19 protein-coding genes and 4 tRNA genes are annotated in these 19,851 nt (G+C 41.3%); 9 read left to right on the top strand and 14 right to left on the bottom strand.

Features of this window, described 5'->3' with window-relative positions; translation table 11 throughout:
• Nucleotides 1-238: 238 nt before the first annotated feature.
• The 6 genes from J4G44_RS04030 to tpiA form a co-directional block, all read right to left on the bottom strand.
• Nucleotides 239-315, bottom strand: a tRNA-Met gene (locus J4G44_RS04030).
• A 134-nt stretch (nt 316-449) separates the two neighbouring features.
• Nucleotides 450-526 (bottom strand) — tRNA-Met (locus tag J4G44_RS04025).
• Nucleotides 527-603: 77 nt separating this feature from the next.
• Nucleotides 604-680 (bottom strand) — tRNA-Met (locus tag J4G44_RS04020).
• Between the two features lie 49 nt (nt 681-729).
• A tRNA-Leu gene (locus tag J4G44_RS04015) sits at nt 730-814 on the bottom strand.
• A gap of 53 nt (nt 815-867) precedes the next feature.
• Nucleotides 868-1,197: a preprotein translocase subunit SecG gene (gene secG, locus J4G44_RS04010; protein WP_004975868.1), complete on the bottom strand. Its 330-nt coding sequence runs from the start codon at nt 1,195-1,197 to the stop codon at nt 868-870.
• Between the two features lie 13 nt (nt 1,198-1,210).
• Nucleotides 1,211-2,002, bottom strand: a complete 792-nt coding sequence (tpiA, locus tag J4G44_RS04005) for a triose-phosphate isomerase (protein ID WP_019836081.1) — start codon at nt 2,000-2,002, stop codon at nt 1,211-1,213.
• A gap of 277 nt (nt 2,003-2,279) precedes the next feature.
• Between tpiA and pilB the strand changes: the two genes are divergently transcribed.
• From pilB to coaE, 4 genes are read left to right on the top strand one after another with little or no spacing between them, the layout of a single operon-like run.
• Nucleotides 2,280-3,992: a type IV-A pilus assembly ATPase PilB gene (gene pilB, locus J4G44_RS04000; RefSeq protein WP_179996326.1), complete on the top strand. Its 1,713-nt coding sequence runs from the start codon at nt 2,280-2,282 to the stop codon at nt 3,990-3,992.
• Between the two features lie 30 nt (nt 3,993-4,022).
• Complete coding sequence (locus J4G44_RS03995; RefSeq protein WP_004975864.1) at nt 4,023-5,249, top strand: type II secretion system F family protein; 1,227 nt, start codon at nt 4,023-4,025, stop codon at nt 5,247-5,249.
• Nucleotides 5,249-6,109: a prepilin peptidase gene (locus J4G44_RS13600; RefSeq protein WP_004975862.1), complete on the top strand. Its 861-nt coding sequence runs from the start codon at nt 5,249-5,251 to the stop codon at nt 6,107-6,109. The genes J4G44_RS03995 and J4G44_RS13600 overlap by 1 nt, the downstream gene beginning before the upstream one ends.
• A gap of 9 nt (nt 6,110-6,118) precedes the next feature.
• Nucleotides 6,119-6,718 (top strand): dephospho-CoA kinase, encoded by a 600-nt coding sequence (gene coaE, locus J4G44_RS03985; RefSeq protein ID WP_004975860.1) that lies wholly within the window; start codon nt 6,119-6,121, stop codon nt 6,716-6,718.
• A gap of 5 nt (nt 6,719-6,723) precedes the next feature.
• On the opposite strand, the gene J4G44_RS03980 is transcribed toward coaE, so the two are convergent.
• The 3 genes from J4G44_RS03980 to ppnP all read right to left on the bottom strand — a co-directional run bounded on the left by J4G44_RS03980 (nt 6,724) and on the right by ppnP (nt 8,958).
• Nucleotides 6,724-7,602, bottom strand: a complete 879-nt coding sequence (locus J4G44_RS03980) for a DMT family transporter (protein WP_042068576.1) — start codon at nt 7,600-7,602, stop codon at nt 6,724-6,726.
• A 94-nt stretch (nt 7,603-7,696) separates the two neighbouring features.
• Complete coding sequence (rlmB, locus tag J4G44_RS03975; RefSeq protein WP_004975856.1) at nt 7,697-8,446, bottom strand: 23S rRNA (guanosine(2251)-2'-O)-methyltransferase RlmB; 750 nt, start codon at nt 8,444-8,446, stop codon at nt 7,697-7,699.
• Nucleotides 8,447-8,634: 188 nt separating this feature from the next.
• Nucleotides 8,635-8,958, bottom strand: a complete 324-nt coding sequence (gene ppnP / locus J4G44_RS03970; protein ID WP_004975854.1) for a pyrimidine/purine nucleoside phosphorylase — start codon at nt 8,956-8,958, stop codon at nt 8,635-8,637.
• Nucleotides 8,959-9,450: 492 nt separating this feature from the next.
• Here ppnP and recN point away from each other — a divergent pair, with 492 nt between their 5' ends.
• On the top strand, nt 9,451-11,112 hold the full coding sequence (gene recN, locus J4G44_RS03965) for a DNA repair protein RecN (RefSeq protein WP_004975853.1): 1,662 nt from the start codon (nt 9,451-9,453) through the stop codon (nt 11,110-11,112).
• 61 nt (nt 11,113-11,173) lie between these two features.
• Here recN and J4G44_RS03960 read toward each other — a convergent pair whose 3' ends face one another.
• Genes J4G44_RS03960 through J4G44_RS03945 form a run of 4 tightly spaced genes read right to left on the bottom strand, consistent with a single transcriptional unit; the run spans nt 11,174 to nt 14,615 of the window.
• On the bottom strand, nt 11,174-12,160 hold the full coding sequence (locus J4G44_RS03960) for a CsgG/HfaB family protein (protein WP_004975851.1): 987 nt from the start codon (nt 12,158-12,160) through the stop codon (nt 11,174-11,176).
• 56 nt (nt 12,161-12,216) lie between these two features.
• Entirely contained in the window at nt 12,217-12,819 is a 603-nt protein-coding gene (gene lpoB / locus J4G44_RS03955) for a penicillin-binding protein activator LpoB (RefSeq protein ID WP_004975849.1), read from the bottom strand.
• Between the two features lie 13 nt (nt 12,820-12,832).
• Nucleotides 12,833-13,234, bottom strand: coding sequence for a DUF1425 domain-containing protein (locus J4G44_RS03950; RefSeq protein WP_004975847.1), 402 nt, complete (start codon nt 13,232-13,234; stop codon nt 12,833-12,835).
• A gap of 16 nt (nt 13,235-13,250) precedes the next feature.
• Complete coding sequence (locus J4G44_RS03945; protein WP_154321119.1) at nt 13,251-14,615, bottom strand: COG3014 family protein; 1,365 nt, start codon at nt 14,613-14,615, stop codon at nt 13,251-13,253.
• A gap of 620 nt (nt 14,616-15,235) precedes the next feature.
• On the opposite strand from J4G44_RS03945, the gene J4G44_RS03940 reads away from it, so the two are divergent.
• The 3 genes from J4G44_RS03940 to J4G44_RS03930 all read left to right on the top strand — a co-directional run bounded on the left by J4G44_RS03940 (nt 15,236) and on the right by J4G44_RS03930 (nt 17,159).
• Nucleotides 15,236-15,790, top strand: coding sequence for a YqgE/AlgH family protein (locus J4G44_RS03940; RefSeq protein WP_004975844.1), 555 nt, complete (start codon nt 15,236-15,238; stop codon nt 15,788-15,790).
• Nucleotides 15,783-16,226: a Holliday junction resolvase RuvX gene (gene ruvX / locus J4G44_RS03935; protein WP_104852952.1), complete on the top strand. Its 444-nt coding sequence runs from the start codon at nt 15,783-15,785 to the stop codon at nt 16,224-16,226. Before J4G44_RS03940 ends, ruvX begins: the two co-directional genes overlap by 8 nt.
• Before the next feature lie 150 nt (nt 16,227-16,376).
• The gene (locus J4G44_RS03930; protein WP_167845729.1) at nt 16,377-17,159 is read left to right on the top strand and encodes an IclR family transcriptional regulator; all 783 of its coding nucleotides are present in this window, start codon (nt 16,377-16,379) and stop codon (nt 17,157-17,159) included.
• A gap of 89 nt (nt 17,160-17,248) precedes the next feature.
• On the opposite strand, the gene J4G44_RS03925 is transcribed toward J4G44_RS03930, so the two are convergent.
• Nucleotides 17,249-17,866, bottom strand: coding sequence for an alpha-ketoglutarate-dependent dioxygenase AlkB family protein (locus tag J4G44_RS03925; protein WP_179996325.1), 618 nt, complete (start codon nt 17,864-17,866; stop codon nt 17,249-17,251).
• Between the two features lie 142 nt (nt 17,867-18,008).
• On the opposite strand from J4G44_RS03925, the gene J4G44_RS03920 reads away from it, so the two are divergent.
• A complete protein-coding gene (locus J4G44_RS03920; protein ID WP_154321120.1) occupies nt 18,009-19,811 on the top strand; it encodes an ABC transporter ATP-binding protein in 1,803 nt (600 codons plus the stop codon).
• Nucleotides 19,812-19,851: the final 40 nt, after the last annotated feature.

The raw sequence follows: 19,851 nt of genomic DNA, 5'->3' as shown, positions 1-19,851 counted from the left end.
ACTTTGACTTTAGGCCGCGCACGGCTTGTATCGACACTACACGATAGCCAATAAAAAAGGGCGTAATCGCCCCTATTCTTGCACAGTAAAACCAATATCCACTGTGCAAAAAGGCCCACCTAGTTGTGAGCCTCTTTAGAAACTTGGTTGCGGGGATTAGACTAAATCTAACCATCTTTGCTAGTTTATTATGCTGAATTCAATCAACTAAAACTAACGTACCACACCATTAGAAACTTGGTAGCGGGAGCTGGATTTGAACCAACGACCTTCGGGTTATGAGCCCGACGAGCTACCAGACTGCTCCATCCCGCATCAACGTGCAAAAATTATATACAAATATGAATAAGTTTTCAATCAAACTTAGCATTTTTGCCTGACTTAAGTTGCACCTTAGTCAGTATAAAGCGTAAAACTCATATTAGAGCATAATCACACTTTTAAAATATTGGTAGCGGGAGCTGGATTTGAACCAACGACCTTCGGGTTATGAGCCCGACGAGCTACCAGACTGCTCCATCCCGCAACAACATGTAAATACTTATCTCAACCTAAAATAATTTAAGTTGCCTACGCTTAATTCACGATAAGCTTAGGATTGATTGGTAGCGGGAGCTGGATTTGAACCAACGACCTTCGGGTTATGAGCCCGACGAGCTACCAGACTGCTCCATCCCGCATCAACAGATTTGCTGCTTAACACCAACTTATGTTTTCTGGATTATAAGTTGGTGCGGAAGGGGGGACTTGAACCCCCACGCCCGAAAGCACTACCACCTCAAGGTAGCGTGTCTACCAATTCCACCACCACCGCAGCTGTGACGCATTCTAGTCGCATCATGCGAAAAAAGAAAGTGCTAAATAAAATTATTCAGCGCTTTTAGGCGCAGTTGGTGAAGTTTCAGGCGATACAGGCTGTGCAGGTGCAGTCGTTTGTACAGTCTGCAAACTATATGCGCCTGTGGTTTGTTTCTTGGCAAACACCGCTAAAGTTAAACTGGTTGCAAAAAACAAGGCTGTTAAAATTGCCGTTAAACGGGTTAAAAAGTTGCCTGAACCTGACGCACCAAATACGGTTGCCGCACCACCGCCACCAAAAGAAGCGCCTGCATCTGCACCTTTACCATGCTGAACCAAAATTAGTCCAATCATTAAAATGGCTAAGATAATATGTACTACCAGCACAAATGTTTGCATGCTGAACTCCTCATTATTGTGTATTTGCAAAGGCTTGCGCAATTTGATGGAACGATGCCGCATTTAAGGATGCACCACCGACCAAAGCACCATTAATGTCTGGGCAGGCTGCTAACTCTACGGCATTTTCTGGTTTTACACTACCACCATATAAAATCGGTAGAGTCACCGCATAAGCGGTGATTTGGCTTAAACCTTCACGGATTTTTGCATGCATGGTTTGCGCATCTTCAGGTGATGCGGTCTTGCCTGTACCAATTGCCCAAATAGGTTCATACGCAATCACTATCTGTTGCCATTGCTCAGCGTCAACCACAGCAGCAATATCACAAATTTGTTGCAAAACAACTTGCTCTGCCTGACCGCTTTCACGTTGTTGCAGACTTTCACCCACACAATAAATAACTGTCAAACCTGCCTGCAAGGCATTTTTAACTTTTTCATTCAAAATGCTTGGTGTGTCTGCAAAAAGTTCACGACGTTCTGAATGCCCAACCAATACATAATCAATTTGACTGTCTTTTAGCAATTCTGCACTGACTTCGCCTGTATATGCACCCAAACCCGCAATACGGGAAAGGTCTTGTGCAACGGTATAGACAGGACGTACTGCTTCGCTCAATGCAGCTTGAATTTGAGTTAAAGCCAAAGTGACAGGTGCAATCCCCAAATGACACTTTTCAGCCTCTACAGGGCTGTCTTGTAATAATGTTTTAAATTCAGAAATAAGTTGCTGAGCATCGGCATGTATCGGATTCATCTTCCAATTGCCAACCACCCAAGGCTTAATCGTCGTAGCCGACATAGAATAACCTGCAAAAACAATTCATTTAATCGCGCACATTCTACACGCAAATCACATTTCTGCTGAGTTTTTTGTACAAGCTTTGCATCAAACTGCTGCATGAAGTATCTTTTCATGGCAGGACTTACAATTTTTTTAGCAGATTAATGTAACTGGTTCATGCTTTTAGGCGATACTTAGGTGGTGACAGCACTTTCAGATATGGTATTTTTGTGCAACAAAAGTATAATTTTAAGATACCAATTATAAACAATCTTGATTTTGAGGACGTTGGGGAATGTCAGTACAACAAGCTACACCTAGATTTACAGGTTTTATTCGACGTTTGGTCGAAGATGGGCTCGTTTCTGCTGAAAATATGCAAACTGCCATTAAAGCCGCACAAAAAGATAATGTTGATATTGTTCCCTATCTCATTCAAAACCTAAATATCGCGCCTTTAATCATTGCTGAAAAAATTTCTAATGAGTTTGGCGAACCTATTTTTGATTTAAGCGTGTATGACTCTGCGCTCATCGTGCGTGAAGGCATTGATGAAAAGCTTTTCAGCAAATATAACCTTTTACCTATTTTTAAGCGCAATCACCTGCTTTACGTTGCGACCAGTAACCCGACCAATATCGAAGCAATGGATGCCATTCGTTTCAACAGTAAAATGAATATTGAAGCCATTGTGGTCGAACACGATAAATTGGTAAAACTGATTGAACAAAACTTTGCGAGTGAGTCTGCTTTTGAATTTGAAGATGATGACTTCGATCTCAACTTTGAAGATGGTAACAGCGAACCAGAACAAGCTGCAGAAGATGAACCGCAGGGTGATGAATCCCCAATTGTTAAATACATCAACAAATTACTGATTGATGCAATTCGCATGGGTGCTTCGGACTTACACTTTGAACCGTATGAAAAAACCTATCGAGTGCGTTACCGTGTCGATGGTGTATTACGTCAAATTGCCACCCCACCCTTACAGTTAGCTAACCGCTTGGCATCACGTTTAAAAGTGATGTCCCAAATGGACATTTCTGAAAAGCGTGTCCCGCAAGATGGTCGTATTAAATTAAAACTATCTAAAAACAAGTCCATCGACTTCCGTGTGAACTCGTTGCCAACATTGTTCGGTGAAAAAATCGTACTGCGTATTCTTGACCCATCTAGCGCGATGCTTGGGATTGACGCTTTGGGCTATGAACCAGAACAAAAAGAATTGTTCATGGAAGCCTTAGAAAAACCGCAAGGCATGTTACTGATTACAGGCCCAACGGGTTCGGGTAAAACGGTATCGCTATATACAGGCTTAAATATCTTAAACAGAGAAGATACCAACATTTCCACCGCCGAAGACCCTGTGGAAATTAACTTAGAAGGCATCAATCAGGTTAACGTCAACAATAAAGTAGGCTTAACCTTCGCTGCCGCCCTGAAATCTTTCTTACGTCAAGACCCTGATATTGTCATGGTGGGTGAGATTCGTGACCTTGAAACTGCAGAAATTGCAATTAAAGCAGCCCAAACAGGTCACATGGTTTTATCTACCCTCCACACCAACAGTGCGCCAGAAACTTTAACGCGTTTACGCAATATGGGCGTTCCTTCCTTCAACATCGCAACTTCGGTAAACCTCGTCATTGCACAGCGTTTGGCACGACGCCTATGCCCGCATTGCAAAGCTCCTTCCGATATTCCAAAACAAAGCTTATTGGAAATGGGCTTTACTGAAGCCGATTTGAGCAATCCAGAATTTCAGGTCTATCAACCTGTAGGCTGTTCTGAATGCCGTGAAGGTTATAAAGGACGTGTTGGTGTTTATGAAGTGATGAAAGTCACACCAGAAATTTCTAGAATTATTATGGAGGATGGTAATGCCATCCAAATTGCTGATGCGTCAGCAAAATCGGGGTTTAACAATCTGCGTCGTTCGGGGTTACTTAAGGTCATGCAGGGGGTGACTTCATTGCAAGAAGTCAATCGTGTGACCAGTGAATAGTTGTAAAATTTAAAATAAGGATAAATACGCATGGCTGTCAAAAAAGCACAGATGATGCCCACCTTCGTTTATGAAGGGATTGACCGCAAAGGGGCTAAGTTAAAAGGGGAAATTCCAGCGCGTAATATGGCCTTGGCAAAGGTCACATTGCGTAAACAAGGGATTACCATCAAGACGATTCGCCAAAAGAAAAAGAATATTCTTGAAGGCTTAATGAAAAAACGGGTGTCGACCTTAGACATCACTATTTTCACGCGTCAGCTTGCCACTATGATGAAAGCAGGTGTGCCTTTGGTACAAAGCTTTGAGATTGTTGCCGAAGGTCTTGAAAACCCCGCCATGCGTGAAGTGGTTTTAGGCATTAAAGGTGAAGTGGAAGGCGGGAATACCTTTGCTGGCGCATTGCGTAAATATCCTCAATATTTTGACAACCTATTTTGTTCTTTGGTCGAATCTGGTGAACAATCGGGTGCCCTAGAAACCATGCTAGATCGTGTCGCGATCTATAAAGAAAAGAGTGAGTTACTCAAACAAAAAATTAAAAAAGCCATGAAATACCCTGCAACGGTCATTGTGGTGGCCGTGATTGTGACCATTATTTTGATGGTGAAAGTCGTACCTGTGTTTGAAGAGTTGTTTAGCTCTTTTGGTGCGGACTTGCCTGCCTTCACTAAAATGGTGGTGAACATGTCACAATGGATGCAGAAATACTGGTTTATTCTGATTATTGTGATTGGGGTCATCATTGCAGGTTTCTTGGAAACTAAAAAACGCAGTAAAAAATTCCGTGACTTCTTAGACAAAGCGGCACTGAAAGCGCCTATTTTTGGTGACTTGGTCTATAAAGCGATTATTGCACGTTATAGCCGTACTTTAGCCACTACTTTTGCTGCTGGTGTACCCTTAATTGATGCCTTGGAATCTACCGCTGGGGCAACCAATAATGTGGTCTATGAAGAAGCCGTGATGAAAATTCGTGATGATGTTGCGACAGGTCAACAGCTACAATTCGCCATGCGTGTCACCAATAAATTCCCGTCTATGGCAGTGCAAATGGTCGCCATTGGTGAAGAATCAGGTGCGCTAGATGCCATGCTAGATAAAGTCGCAACCCACTATGAAAACGAAGTCGACAACGCAGTAGATGGCTTAACCTCAATGATGGAGCCGTTGATTATGTCTGTCTTGGGTATTTTAGTGGGTGGTTTAGTTGTCGCCATGTACCTTCCAATCTTCCAAATGGGTTCTGTGGTTTAATGCAAGAATTAATCGCGTACTTTATCCAAAATCCAACTGCGCTCTATATCGCAGTTGGACTTTTTAGTTTATGTATTGGCAGTTTTTTGAATGTGGTGATTTACCGCACCCCAAAAATGATGGAACAGGAGTGGCGTAATGACTGCCAAATGTTATTACATCCTGAACAAGCCATTATTGATGAAAGTAAAATCACCCTGAGCAAACCTGCATCGACCTGCCCCAAATGTCACAACCCAATTCGTTGGTATCAAAATATTCCTGTGCTGAGTTGGTTGGTATTACGCGGTAAATGTAGCAACTGCCAAAACCTGATCAGCGTACGTTATCCAATGATTGAAGTATTAACCGCTGTTTGCGCCCTGATTGTGCTTGCGGTATTTGGCCCAACTGTACAAATGCTGTTTGGTTTGCTGCTCACTTATACCTTGATTGCACTCACCTTCATTGATTTTGATACACAACTCTTGCCAGACCGTTACACCCTGCCTTTGGCTGCACTGGGTTTGGCAGTCAACAGCTATGCCATCTATACCTCACCGACATCGGCAATTTGGGGTTATGTAATTGGCTTCCTATGTCTATGGGTGGTGTATTACCTGTTTAAAATCGTCACAGGCAAAGAAGGCATGGGCTATGGTGACTTCAAGCTCCTTGCCGCTTTAGGTGCATGGATGGGGCCGATGATGTTACCCCTGATTGTGCTGCTATCGTCCTTAGTTGGGGCTATTATTGGCATTATTCTGTTAAAAGTGCGTAAAGAAAACCAACCCTTTGCATTTGGTCCGTATATCGCCATTGCGGGCTGGATTGCCTTTTTATGGGGCGAGCAAATCATGAAAGTATATTTGGGACAATAAGGACAGCACATGCGTTTTGTTTTGGGTCTAACAGGAGGAATTGGCAGTGGCAAGTCTGCAGCCAGTGCGTGGTTCGAGACCCAAGGCATTGTTGTGGTCGATGCGGATGTTGTTGCACGTGAAGTGGTTGAAAAAGGACAGCCTACCTTAAAGCAAATTCAACAACACTTTGGCGATTGGGTTTTACTTGAAAATGGCGAACTAGATCGTCGCGCATTACGTGAACACATTTTCAAAGAACCAAGTGCACGACAAGCACTTGAAAAAATCACCCACCCTGCAATTCGTGAATCGATTATTCAACAATTAGATACTGCCGACAGTCCCTATGTGGTTTTGGTTTCACCACTCTTGTTTGAAACCAATCAACATCAATTGACCCGACATACATTATTGATTGATGCTACTGAAGCCCTACAAATTCACCGTGCTTCACAACGTGATGGTCAAACGGTTGAGCAAATTCATAAAATTATTCAAGCACAAATGCCACGTGCTGAAAAACAACGCCTAGCCGATGACATTGTGCTAAATGATGGGCATTTAGATCATTTGTATAGCAAACTTGAAGTATTGCATCAGCAGTATTTAAAGCGAGCGATGCAGTAAGCAAATTAATCTGACTGTTGTTTTTGCTGTTCAAGTTGAGCTTTTAAGCTGTCAGGTCGGGCCCACCAACGCCAAGGTTGCAAAGCACCAATCCCCATACCCACCAAGCCACATAAAATTGCTAAACTCAAAGGTTCACCCAATAAAGGGACAGCAAGAATCGCAGCGATAAACGGCGCCAAGGTCACAATACTGCCAGTTTTGAATGCTCCCAAACGCTTAATTGCCTCGACATAGCTAAGTGTTGCGATGATCACCACAAACACTCCATGAAAAATAGTTTGCAGCAATAAATGAATCGGTTCAGGTGTGCTGAGTTGTTTCGGGAAAAACAGTACGTAAATCGGGACATAGACGATTGCCGACCAAATTGCGACACCCGCCATAGCATGCCAAGCGGAAAGCTTCCATTGTCTTAATAAAACCGTAAACACACCCCACCAAATAGCGCTGATAAAAAACAGTCCATCCCCAAGTCCAAAGGCAACACCTGTTTCTTGATACATCAGCGCACTCATACCCGCAATGGCGGTCAGCATAATTACAATACTGATCCATGTATGGCGGTCAAAAGGCACTCGAAATAACATCCAAGCAGCAATGGCGGTACAAACAGGAATACAGCCATTCAAAAAAATGGCAGCATGCGCAGCAGGTACATAATGAAAAGCACTATACGCAGTCAGGCAATAGCCCACTCCACCAATCATTGCCAAAATAAAAGGCTCTTTTTTCCATAAAAATGCCGTATCTTTTTTCCAGATAAGAATCGGCATTAAAATACAAAAAGCCAAAGCAAAGCGTAAGGCGGTAATATCCCAAGCACTGATCTGCCATTGTGCATTCAGCCGAGCAGTTAGGGTAAAACCACCCCAAATGCACATGGTAACAAGCACCAAAGCATAACCTTGCTTTTGGGGAGATAGACGAATCACGGTGTTGAAAGCATCAATAAAATAGCAAATACAAAATCAGCAATTAAGCCTGACGCTGACGACAAGCTTCATACAAGGCCATACCTGTTGCAACACTGACATTCAGACTTTGCAGATTTCCTGCCATTGGAATAAATACGGTTTGATCACATTGTGACTGGGTAATTGGGCGTAAACCTGTATCTTCTGCGCCCATCACCACGCATACTGCTGTGCCTGTAAAGTCAAATTGCTGAATTGGCAAAGCTTTTTCATCCAGCATCGTACCCACCACGCGCACATTAAACTCTTGTTTCAAATGCGCCAAAGTACGTGCCAAATTGGTCACTTGGATAAATTTGACTTTTTCTGCACCACCTGCAGCTACTTTGCGTGCAGTTGGGGTCAAACTTGCTGAACGATCACGCGGCACAATCACGGCAGTAACCCCCATCGCAGCGGCAGTACGGATACACGCACCCAAGTTATGCGGGTCGGTGACTTGATCGAGCGCCAAAAGTAAAGGCTTGCTATCAGCCTGCAACAAGGCATCCAAGTCTTTTTCATTCAGAGTTGGATGTGGGCGTACTGCAGCCACCACTCCTTGGTGAAAAGGCAAACCTGCCAGTTTTTCCAAGCTGTCACGGCTGGCTTTTTGCACACTAATGCCAAATGGTTCGGCAAGTTCTAAAATCTTTTGTAAACGCTGATCATCACGCCCTTTTAAGGTAAAAAGAGTTAAGACGCGCTCTGGCTCAAGCTCCAATAATGACTCCACCGAGTGAACGCCATAATAATATTCAGGTTTTGCCATGAACGACCTCTAATTAATGCACCAATAAACCAGCGAAAACGAAAAATCCTGCAAAGCTGACTTTACAGGATTTCAATAAGATCTAGTTTAACCGATTCGGGTGAAAATTTCTTGATTCAATTCCGCTTGATTGGGTGCTCAAGCAGGAGAGAAATGAAATCTTAATTCAATACCCTATTATCGGCTGATTAGCCTTCTAAGTGGCACACGTAATCGAGCACTTCATCGGTTTCGATGCTGAAACGGCTATTGCCAGGCACATAGAACGATTGACCCGCGCGGAATAATTCACTTTCTTCGCTATCGGCAATTTTGACACGACATTCACCTGAAATAATTTCCATACGTTCAGGTACATGCGTTTCGAAAGTCAAGGCTTGTTCAGTCGGTAAAATTACCCCTAAGGTTTTTTTGGTACCGTCTTCAAATTGCACCGTGTGACTGATGCATTGCCCACCAAAATAGACATTCGACTTTTTCACAACTGATACATGATCAAACTGAGCTGACATGCGTATTCTCCAGGTAACGCGTTTTTATATTTTTGACTGATGTAGTTTAATTCTGTCCTCAGAACTAATCAATCTGTGTTTACAGTGGGCTTTGCGTAAATTGAACAATGTTTCAATACGCAGCATGCAACACGCTGACAGCACAGTCTAAGCCAATGCCAGAGGCATGCAAAGTACTCTGCTCTAGATTCTTCCCCACTAAAGTGCTAAATCTGAATGTGAAACAGATCACAAATAGTATGTGTATCATTTAAGTTCCACCATATCAAGCAGCACCGAAAACTCCCCAAGTGAATATACTGCAATTTGATGACTATCAAATGAAATGGTCAACGAGTCTTGCGTTTTATATAGGATGCTTATCGGGTACATTTTTTGTTGTTTGTGCTGCAATTTAAGCTAGAATTAAACAGACGAAAATAACAGCCTTGTTATGGCATTTCCAAAACTTAACTCTCTTTCACTGACACTTTTCGCAGCTTGGATGCGTTTATGCTGACTCATTTAACACTGATTAACTTTGCCCTTGCCGACCACTTAGCACTGGATATTGAAACAGGTTTTAACGTTCTGACAGGGGAAACAGGTGCAGGTAAATCCTTACTTTTAGATGCGCTCTCTGCCTGTTTAGGTGAACGTACCGATACCAATTATGTACGTTTTGGCTCAGATAAAGCCGATGTGACCGCGAGTTTCAGTTATCAGGACAATAGCCCTGAAGCACAATGGCTAAAAGAACATGAATTAGATGATGAGTCTGGTGAAATCCATTTACGTCGGGTAATTTTTGCCACAGGGCGCAGCAAAGCATGGATTAATGGTCGTCCAAGCAGTTTGGCAGAGCTGAAAGAAATTGGACGCTTACTGGTACAGTTATACAGTCAGCACAGTCAGCAACAATTGCTCGAACCGCCTTATCCAAAACACTGGCTTGATCGTTATTATAATTTTTATGCCCCTGCCCAAGCAGTACGTGATGCTTACAGTACATGGCAAAAAAATATCCGACAGCATCAGGCAGCGCTGGATGCACAGGCAACCCGCAAGCAACGCATCGAAACCCTGAACTTACAGCTCGAAGAACTCGAAGAACTGGTACAAATCGATTATAAGGAGATTGAACAAGAGTTTGATCGCCTAAGCCATCATGAACATATCATGCAGGACTGCAGTTATAGCTTAAATGCCTTAGACGAAGCCGAGCAAAACATCACTCAGGAAATTGCTTCGATTATTCGCCGCTTGGAATCGCATGCGGGACGAAGTGAACAATTATCAGAAATTTATAACTCATTGTTAAATGCGCAAAGTGAATTAGATGATGCGACAGCCAATTTACGTCAGTTTATTGATCGTCAAAGCTTTGACCCTGAACGCATGGAAGAACTGAATCAAAAATTAGAAGTCTTTCATCGTTTAGCGCGTAAATACCGCACACAACCTGAATTATTAAAACAAGAATTTGATACTTGGCAAACTGAGCTCACTGCTTTACATGAACTTGAAGACCCTGAAACTTTGGCAGAACAAGTCGAAGTGGCACATCAGGACTTTTTAGCCAAAGCACAACATTTAGATGACATCCGTCGTGAAGCAGCCGCACCACTTGCCAAACAACTGACCGAGCAAGTCAAACAGTTGGCACTGCCTGAGGCACATTTTGAATTTAAGTTTGAACCTTTAGAGCAGGTTTCTGCGGAGGGGTTAAGTTTTATTCAATTATTGTTTACCGCCAACAAAGGTATTCCTGCACAGCCATTGGCACGCGTGGCTTCTGGTGGTGAATTATCGCGGATTGCCTTGGTTATGCAAGTCATGAATGCCGAAAAAACCGAAGCCGAAGTCTTGGTTTTTGATGAAATTGATGTCGGGATTAGTGGTGGTACCGCAGAAATTGTGGGGCGCTTACTCGCAGGTTTGGCGCAACACGTTCAAATTTTATGTATTACCCACCAAGCACAAGTGGCAGCACAGTCTGATCAACACCTTTTAGTGAAAAAGCGTCAGACCGATCCTGCCAGCAGTACCATTGTTGAATTAGAAGAAGATGCGCGTATTTTAGAATTGGCACGCATGACAGGCGGTGTTGAAATTAATGACACTACCTTGCAACACGCCAAACAATTACGCCAATTGAAGTTTCAACAGGCTTAAAAAATAAATCCCCTGATTTTCAGGGGGATTTATTTAGGTCTAAAACAAGCTTAATCATTATTTACCATTTCACAGGTTGGTCACTTGAACCAGGTGTCATTTCATAACCTGGAGAGGTATCATAAAATTGACTGCTAGAAGATTGCACAGGTTGTAGTTTAAGACCCTGTAAAATTTCAGGATTTAAACTTTGGGCAATCTTATCTGCAGTACTATCATTTAAACTATTATTTAAAAGATTCTGTGTCATCAAGTTCGATAAGGTACGATTAAAAGTCCCTGCCGCAACTACCTTACTGGTATTCGCTTCAATCACTCGCCACGTTAAACGCACCTGCTCTGCACCAGCATTTAACCCATACATTTGTTGACCGCTAGCAACTGACAAATCGTTAATACGCCCCACGAGTAAATAATCAGCACCTACTTTTTGACCAATACGCGCTAACTCATGCGGTGCACCATCCCAATACAGGAAGTCATTTTCAAATTGCATTTCATCTATGTAATGACGATCAACAACACTTAACTGCCCTGACTGTGCCAAATAAGTACCTAAAGTATCTGATAATTCTTGACTAAACTCAGAAGCAGAAGCACCGCTGGCTAAGCGGTTATTTTTTTCTGCCATTTGAAATGGCAAGACTGCAATACGGCGCATGTGTTGATCTTGTACAGTAGATTCAAACTTCACCACATGTGCGCGAACTTTAGCGCGATAATTATTTTTAGCACCAGAAACACTCAAGACCTGAAACTTGGTGACAGAACCCGAACCTTGATTGGCTACACTAAATACAGGTGAAACTTTACCCGTATATGTCCAGCCCTGATTATTTACAGATAAAGAAACTGTTTCTTCATAATTCATTTGTGACGATACCGAAGCACCATTCACCGATTGAACTGCAATCAATAATGCCTCAGAAATAGCTTGGTGTTGTGTTGGACCACTACCCGTTGCCTCTTTAATCACTTCTTTAATCGCAGCAAAAGCAGGACTGCACAGTAATCCAGATAATAAGCCTGCAAATAATATTTTTTTCATGTTCTATTCTTCAACAGCAACTGCGCTTATCACAGCGCAGTTGCTTTCAGATTAAATTAAAGACCAAAAGTTGAGCGCTTTGCTGCCTTACGGATTTCTTTTTCGCCTGTCCACTCTACAATGCCAGTTTGTAAGTTCTGCAATTTAAATGTGAACTTGTAATACACATCGCTCTTACCACCTGCATTTTTTACAATACTAGATAGATTGCCATTGAGCATATATTCAGCACCGATATGTCCACCAGTACGCACTGCAGTCGCTTGATTGACCATGCCGCTTTGCTTTTGATAGGCAAGTTGCTGCGCCATCGCATTGACAGATTTCATATCTACAAAACGAAACTTCCCTGAATTAATTAATTTGTTCTGAATCGTATCTGTAATAGATTCTGTATCGATATGTTCTTGTGTCTTGTTATGAATACGATCAAGCACAATGACTGGACGACGAGTTTGCGTCATTTGCACCACAGGTGGGAAGGTCAGCATATCATCCACCATCTTTGCAGCAATCATTTGTAGATCTGTCGATCCAAAATCTTTCGTTAAAGTTTCTACAGCTTGAGCATCACCATAACTCACTGCACTACCCGTTGTTGCACAACCTGTTGCCAAAACAGAAGTTGCTACCACAGCCATGATTAACTTTGCATTCATTGCTCTATCTCGCTTATTTCTTTAAATACACAACAACATCTACAGCCGATGGATTTGGTGCTAAAGATTGCACGCCCTTCACCTCTCGACCCGTTAACTGAATTGGTTTCCAAATCGCACCTTCAGGGTTCACTTCTGCCCCATGTGCATCGACCCATACGATTTTGTAGCTAAAATCTTTGTTATTGAAACGGCGGTTTTTAATGGCAATTGATGCCTTTTTTAAGTCGCCTGCCATAGACATTCCCACACGCTCAACAAATACCTCAGTGGTTAAGACTGGGTTATTGGTAATGGTGCGAATACTTACTTCGTTATTCGCATCTGTCTGTGTAGACAAAGCATTAGGGGCTGTACATCCAACCATCGCCGCAGCACTAAGACCGAGTAATGCGAGTTTTAACTGATTTTTCATAAAGTTCTCTTCAAAATTATTGGCGTGGAATACTACTTACACTTGCTGTAATTTTGTCATTTACATGATGTGCATAAACAAATACTGTCTCATTGGCTTTTACATCTAACTTCACAGAGGAGCTTGACAAATTACCTGACGATAACTGTAAGTTGTGTATCCCTGGCGTTAAGTTCAGACGTGCAATTTGCGTATTACTTGGCAAAGTTGTCCAAGCTCGTAAATCTGCTCGCTCGGTTGCCATATTGAGCACGTTACCTGCCAATTGCCCTAAAACACCAAATTGGTTACCAAGCTCTTTTTGAGCAGCATATTTGGCTGTGGCACGAATCACTTGGGTTGTTAAAGTTCCAACGACTTTTTCTTTTAAGTCTTTAACAGCCAATGCACCAATATCACTAATCACATAACTGTCTTGCAAAACTCGGTTATTCAGCTTCACTTTCAGGCTTTTGGGTGCAACATAAGTGCTAGGTTCATAAGTCGCAAAAGCAATGTTGATAATGCCGCCTGGAGTCGGAATATCTAACTTATTTTCAATTTTCTGTGGAACGATACCTTGTTCAATAAATACAATAACAGGCACACTACTATTACTTTGTTTTGCAACCAATTGATCTAAACGCTTTACATCTTTAGCAATCTGCTCATCAGGCTGTAACTCATAAGCTTTTTTGTAATCCACCAAAGCATCGTTGTATTCGCCTAAGGTTTCCCACAAGTTAGCTGCCATATAAAAAGCATAAGCATTTTGATAAGTATTCTTAATCTTGCCCGCAATTGGATCTAAGCCAACAAATGCCTCATCTAAAACATGCAATGCGGCATTTGAAGATGTATTTGCTTTTGTATTTTTCTCTTTTTTCTTTTCAAACTCAGCCTGATGTGCCAGTTCAATTTCACGCTGAATGCCCTGTGCAACACGCATTTCTACTGCAGCAGCCTCAAGATTTTTTAAAAAAATATAATTTTTCGCTTGAGAAATATGCGCCAATACCTGTTCATGAGGTGGCACCAAATAAGGTACCACCGAATCATTACTCACCATAGAAAGTGCCTTAAATCCGACCCGACTCAGACTAATTTTTGCACGACTTTTTTGTTTATCTAGAAATTCAAAAGCCTGCTTATAATGATTCAAACTTTCTTCATACTGATGATTGACTTGTAATAAACGTGCCTGCTCCAGTAAATATAGTACGCCGTCTTTTGAATCTACTTTATCTTTAAATTTAGCAACTAAATCTTCAGATAAATGATTATTCAAATGACTGCGAAACAAATTACCTTCATCATTATAAGTTCCAAAAATTGCTGCTTGAGAAAAAACTGAAGCTGAAAAAACAGCAGCAAACAAACTTCCCTTTATTAAATAATTCATATTAAACCATCAAAAAAAGCTATAAAAGATGAAAATTTCACCATCTTACAAACAATTATTTTTTGTTTCAATATGTATTTTATGTATATTTATTGAAACATATCAAGCTATAAAAAACACAAATTTTACACTAAAGCACAAAACTTACAAAAGAAATAAATAGACTTATAGATTTTTTATATTAAAAAACCACTATTCATTAGACAAACTTAATATTTAATAAAAGAGAATATAAATGCAATCAAACTGCCTATTTTGCAATTAAAAAACAGAAATCACATTCGTTAAAATTAAAAGTAGATTAAAAAATATACACTAAAACATTTAAACAAACCCACATCACAAAGATAATAAAGCAATCAATTATTATGTTCCTATATCTTCAACTTTGTAACTAAATAGATAAATTTAATGACATCATTTTTTCTAAATTTTAAATTTATTCTTTTATTTATCCTTTGTCTCACTTTTACCAAAGCAAAGTTGTCATCACAGTGGTTTTATGGGATAAGTACAGCTAAGAAATGTATATTTGCATGATTTGGCTGTAACTCGTTTACGTTTCCAAGTCGGTTTACAGTTCTGTTTGCCACCACCTCAGATTAAGGAGAATTGCTTAGGTGACTAAACAATATCTGACGCATCGCTGTCTCATAGCCCCGCCCGATATGAATGATGAGTTTTTTGCAAACACCGTCATCTATTTGGCACGTCATGATGAAGACGGTGCGCAAGGCATTATTATCAACCGTCCATCGGGTATCCAAATCAAAGAATTACTCAATGATTTAGATATAGACGCAGATAATGTGCATCCTCACGAAGTTCTACAAGGTGGTCCATTACGACCTGAGGCAGGTTTTGTTTTACACACAGGGCAGCCAACTTGGCATTCATCTATCGCTGTTGGTGAAAATGTCTGTATCACCACCTCTAAAGATATTTTAGATGCGATTGCCCACAACGAAGGCGTTGGACGTTACCAAATTGCCTTGGGCTATGCCAGTTGGGGCAAACAGCAACTGGAACAAGAAATTGCCCGTGGCGATTGGCTCATTTGTGAATCGGACATGGACTTGATTTTCAATTTACCTTATGACGACCGTTGGGATGCCGCTTATCGTAAAATGGGCGTAGATCCAACATGGTTATCTTCAGAGATTGGTCATGCCTGAAACAACACAAGCCCAAACTATCATGGCATTTGACTTCGGTACGCAAAAAATGGGCATGGCTGTGGGGCAGGCACTAATTGAAAGTGCGACCCCACTCGCCCTCTTCCCCATGAAAGATGGCATTCCACAATGGGAAAACTTGCTGAAAATCATCAAGCAACATCAGCCACAATTATTTCTAGTGGGCTTACCTTTAAATATGGATGATAGCGAGTCGGAACTGTCTACCCGTGCACGTAAGTTTGCCAGACGCTTACGCCATCAAAGCAATATCAACACCCTAATGGTCGATGAACGCCTAACCACACGTGAAGCACGTGATGAGCTTGATCATTATCAAGCCCAAGGGCGTGGCAAAAAGCTCGCAGCCGACAGTCTTGCCGCAGCACTATTGATTGAAAGCTGGTATCGTGAGCCTCACGGCATTCAGCCTTAAATCCTGTTTCTGAATAGATAACAACGATAAACGAAAGAATTGGGATATTGATCGTTAGAATGCCTAAGATCATCTTTAAAAAGTCTATTGGTCTGGCGATTTTTTGATATAAAGTGACACCATCCTTTTGGTGTGAATGGGTAAATCCGCATGGCACTGTCTAGCTTTGGCAAGATTCTCACAGTCTTAGACTTATTTTCAACCGCACGTCCTGTCATTAATGTAGATACCATTAGTGAGGAACTTGGTTTATCTAAGCCTACCAGTTACCGCTATTTAAAAGAGTTGGTTTCAGCAGAGTTGTTGCAGCGCATGAGTGGCACATCGGGAGATTACACCCTTGGGCCAAAAATTGCGGTATTGGATTTTATCTCTCGCACGACCGATCCTTTGGTCACCATCAGTATTCCGTTTATGAAAAAAATTGCGGAACGTACAGAGTTTTGCTGTTTATTGACCCAACTCAATCAAGATTCCTGCATTGATGTGCATCACGAAATCTTTAAAGATACGCCTTTGCTGTCTTATGGTCGCGGCTGCCCACGTCCTGTTTATGTCGGCTCATCGCCAAAAATTATTATGGCGCATCTGCCTAAAGCTAAAATTTTAGACTATTACCAGCGTTTTTCTACCGAATTGGCACAAGTCAATTTTGCACAAGATGAAGATGACTTTTTGCAGCAAATGCGCAAAATCAAAAAACAAGGCTATTATTTTTCTAACGGCGAACTCGATGCAGAAATTGCAGGCTTATCTGTACCGATTCGTTTTTCATCTAAAGATGCACCTTATGCATTGACGCTGCTGGCATCTAAAAACCGTTTTGAATTTGTCAATTTGCAAAAACTGATTGAAATTTTGCAGGATAATGCAGAACAAATTGAAAAACAGGTGGAAGTACTGAATACCAGTTTTAGTATAGAACTCACTTAAAGATTTAGGTTATTGATACCTTAAAGCACTGAATTTAAATACAATTAAAATTTATTCCTGAATAAGGATTTAGAGTGCTAAATCAAGTTTTATTCAATAGCCGTGTGAAAATAGCGAAAGGTCAGATTAATTCTGGGTTGTATAATTCTATTGGACTTCATTAAGGCATGTTTCCAATAGTGTTGTGTCGTGCCACGCATGACCAACAACTGACCGCTGTGCAACAGTAGCTCAACCTTGTTGGCGCGGTGTTTATGCTGAAAACAAAATTTACGGGTTGCCCCCAAACTCAAAGATGCAATGACAGCGTGTCTGCCTAAATTCGGCTCATCATCACTGTGCCAACCCAAGCCCTGCGTACCATCTTGATATAAATTGGCCAAACATGAATTAAAGGGATGCCCGACCCATTGTTCAATTTGCTGTTTCAATCGCCACAAAGCAGGCTGCCATAGCAGTGCCTGCTTAACTGCTCCCGAATAACGATATTGATACTGCTCATCGCCATACCATACCACTTGGCGCTGTGTCCGATAATACTGACCAAAGAGCAGACCTTCATCAGGCTGCCATGCCAAATGTTGCAGAAAATACTGCAAATAACGCTCACTATGCTCCGCACTCAGCACCAAACCATAGTCCTGCACAATGCCGTCATAAGGCAGTACGTTGTCACAACGCTCAGGTGCAAACAATTCTAGATTCATGGTCATTCCTATGCTGAATAGCTTATTGTTTAATCTAAAACAAGGATCAGGACTGCTCACAAAATGACACAGCTTTTTGGCTTGTGAGTCGTGAAGTTCATCCTTAGACTTAAAATCATCGTTCTTATAACAATAATAGCTTATGAATTTATGGCATTTATTTCAAAAATTGCGTCCCTTCGTTCGACCTTATCAGCTCTTGGTGATTGCTACCTTAGTTTTAACGCTCATCGGCTCATTAACAGCTCAAGTCAATGCACTAACTTTACAATACGCTGTTGACCGTATTAACGCCTTAATTGAGGCAGGACAAGGTCTGTCTGCAGGCTGGCACATTTTAATCACCATTTCAGCCATTTTGCTGGGTAAAGAAATCATCAATGCCTTTGTGCAGTTTGGACAGAAGTTTTATGGTGAAAAACTACGCATTTTTGTGTCACAAGATTTGGCACAGGGCATTATTGAGAAATTTTTGCGTTATCGACTGGCCTTTTTTAATCAGGACAACAACCAAGCAGGTAAATTACAAACACGTATAGATCGTGGCATTGGTTCGCTCACCCGCTTAGTGCAAATTTTCTTTATTGATATTTTGCCACTCTTTACCAGTGCAATTGTGGCTTTGGGCTTAATGTATTATGCCAATTTTTATGTGGGCTTGGTCGCGACACTCATTGTGCCTATTTATTTTTGGCTGACCTATCAGCAGGCACAAAAACTAGGAAGCTGGCGACGTAATTTACGTGATGGACGTGAGAAAAAAAGCCAAGGGATTCTCAGCATCATCAACTCAATTACCGTGATTAAATCATTTAACAGAGAAAGCATCGAAGCAGAAAAACAACTCACCCTGCAGAAAAAACTGACCCACAATCAAATGCAGACCCGCCAAACCAGTTTTTTATTTGATGGTTTAAAAAGCTTTATTGAACAAATTGGCGTGGTGCTGATTATTATTTTAACTGCTTATTTTGTGTTAGATAGACAAATGAGCATCGGCATGATCATGTATCACGTGTTGCTGTTTGGCAATGTTTCTGCCCCAATTCGCTCATTGCATCGTATTTATGATGAAGTCAATGATGCAATGATCTATTCAGAAAGCTTCTTTCAAATTTTGGAAGCCGAGCATGAAATTGAGCCAAGTGGTACGCTTAAACCAGTTATTCGAGGGCAGTTTGATCTGCAACAGGTAAACTTTTTTTATCCGAATGGACATCATGCACTCAAAGACATTCAAATGCAGATTCAGCCCAATAAAATTACCGCATTGGTGGGATTGTCGGGAGCAGGAAAATCTACCCTGATCAGTTTATTAGATAAATTCTATGAACCACAACAGGGAACAATTCAGCTCGATGGGATTGATATTAACCACATCGACACTCAATATTTGCGTGACCATATCGGCTTGGTTTTGCAAAAAAATCATATTTTCCAAGGCTCTATTTTTGAAAATATTCGTTATGGCAAAACTGATGCAAGCTTGGAAGATGTGATTCTGGCAGCCCAAAAAGCCTCTATTCACGAACAAATTTTGCAATTGCCTCAGGCTTATGACGCAGATGCCCTCATGCTTTCAGGCGGTCAACAACAACGGATTGCCCTTGCACGTATGTTCCTGAAAAATCCACCTATTATTTTTTTAGATGAACCGACTGCTAGTCTGGATGCCATTGCAACCGAACAAATCAAACAAAGCCTCGATGAAATTAAACAAGGGCGTACGGTCATCATCATTTCACATAGCTTATCGCAAATTATTGATGCCGATTACACCTATGTCATGAAAGATGGCAGGATTGCGGAACATGGCGAACATGATGCGCTTTATCATCAAAATGGTGTTTATAAAGAAATTTTTGATGCGATGGCAAAAAGTTTAAATATTGAAAAAATTGCCAAAACTTATGAGGATGATGCCGAGGAAGAAACCCATAGTTAATCAAAAAGTGCTTCAATCAGAAGCACTTTTTAATGAAGAA

Source organism: Acinetobacter towneri (assembly GCF_017498585.1).
In the GTDB taxonomy this organism is placed as follows: Bacteria; Pseudomonadota; Gammaproteobacteria; order Pseudomonadales; family Moraxellaceae; genus Acinetobacter; species Acinetobacter towneri.
This window is presented reverse-complemented; position numbering and strand designations above follow the sequence as displayed.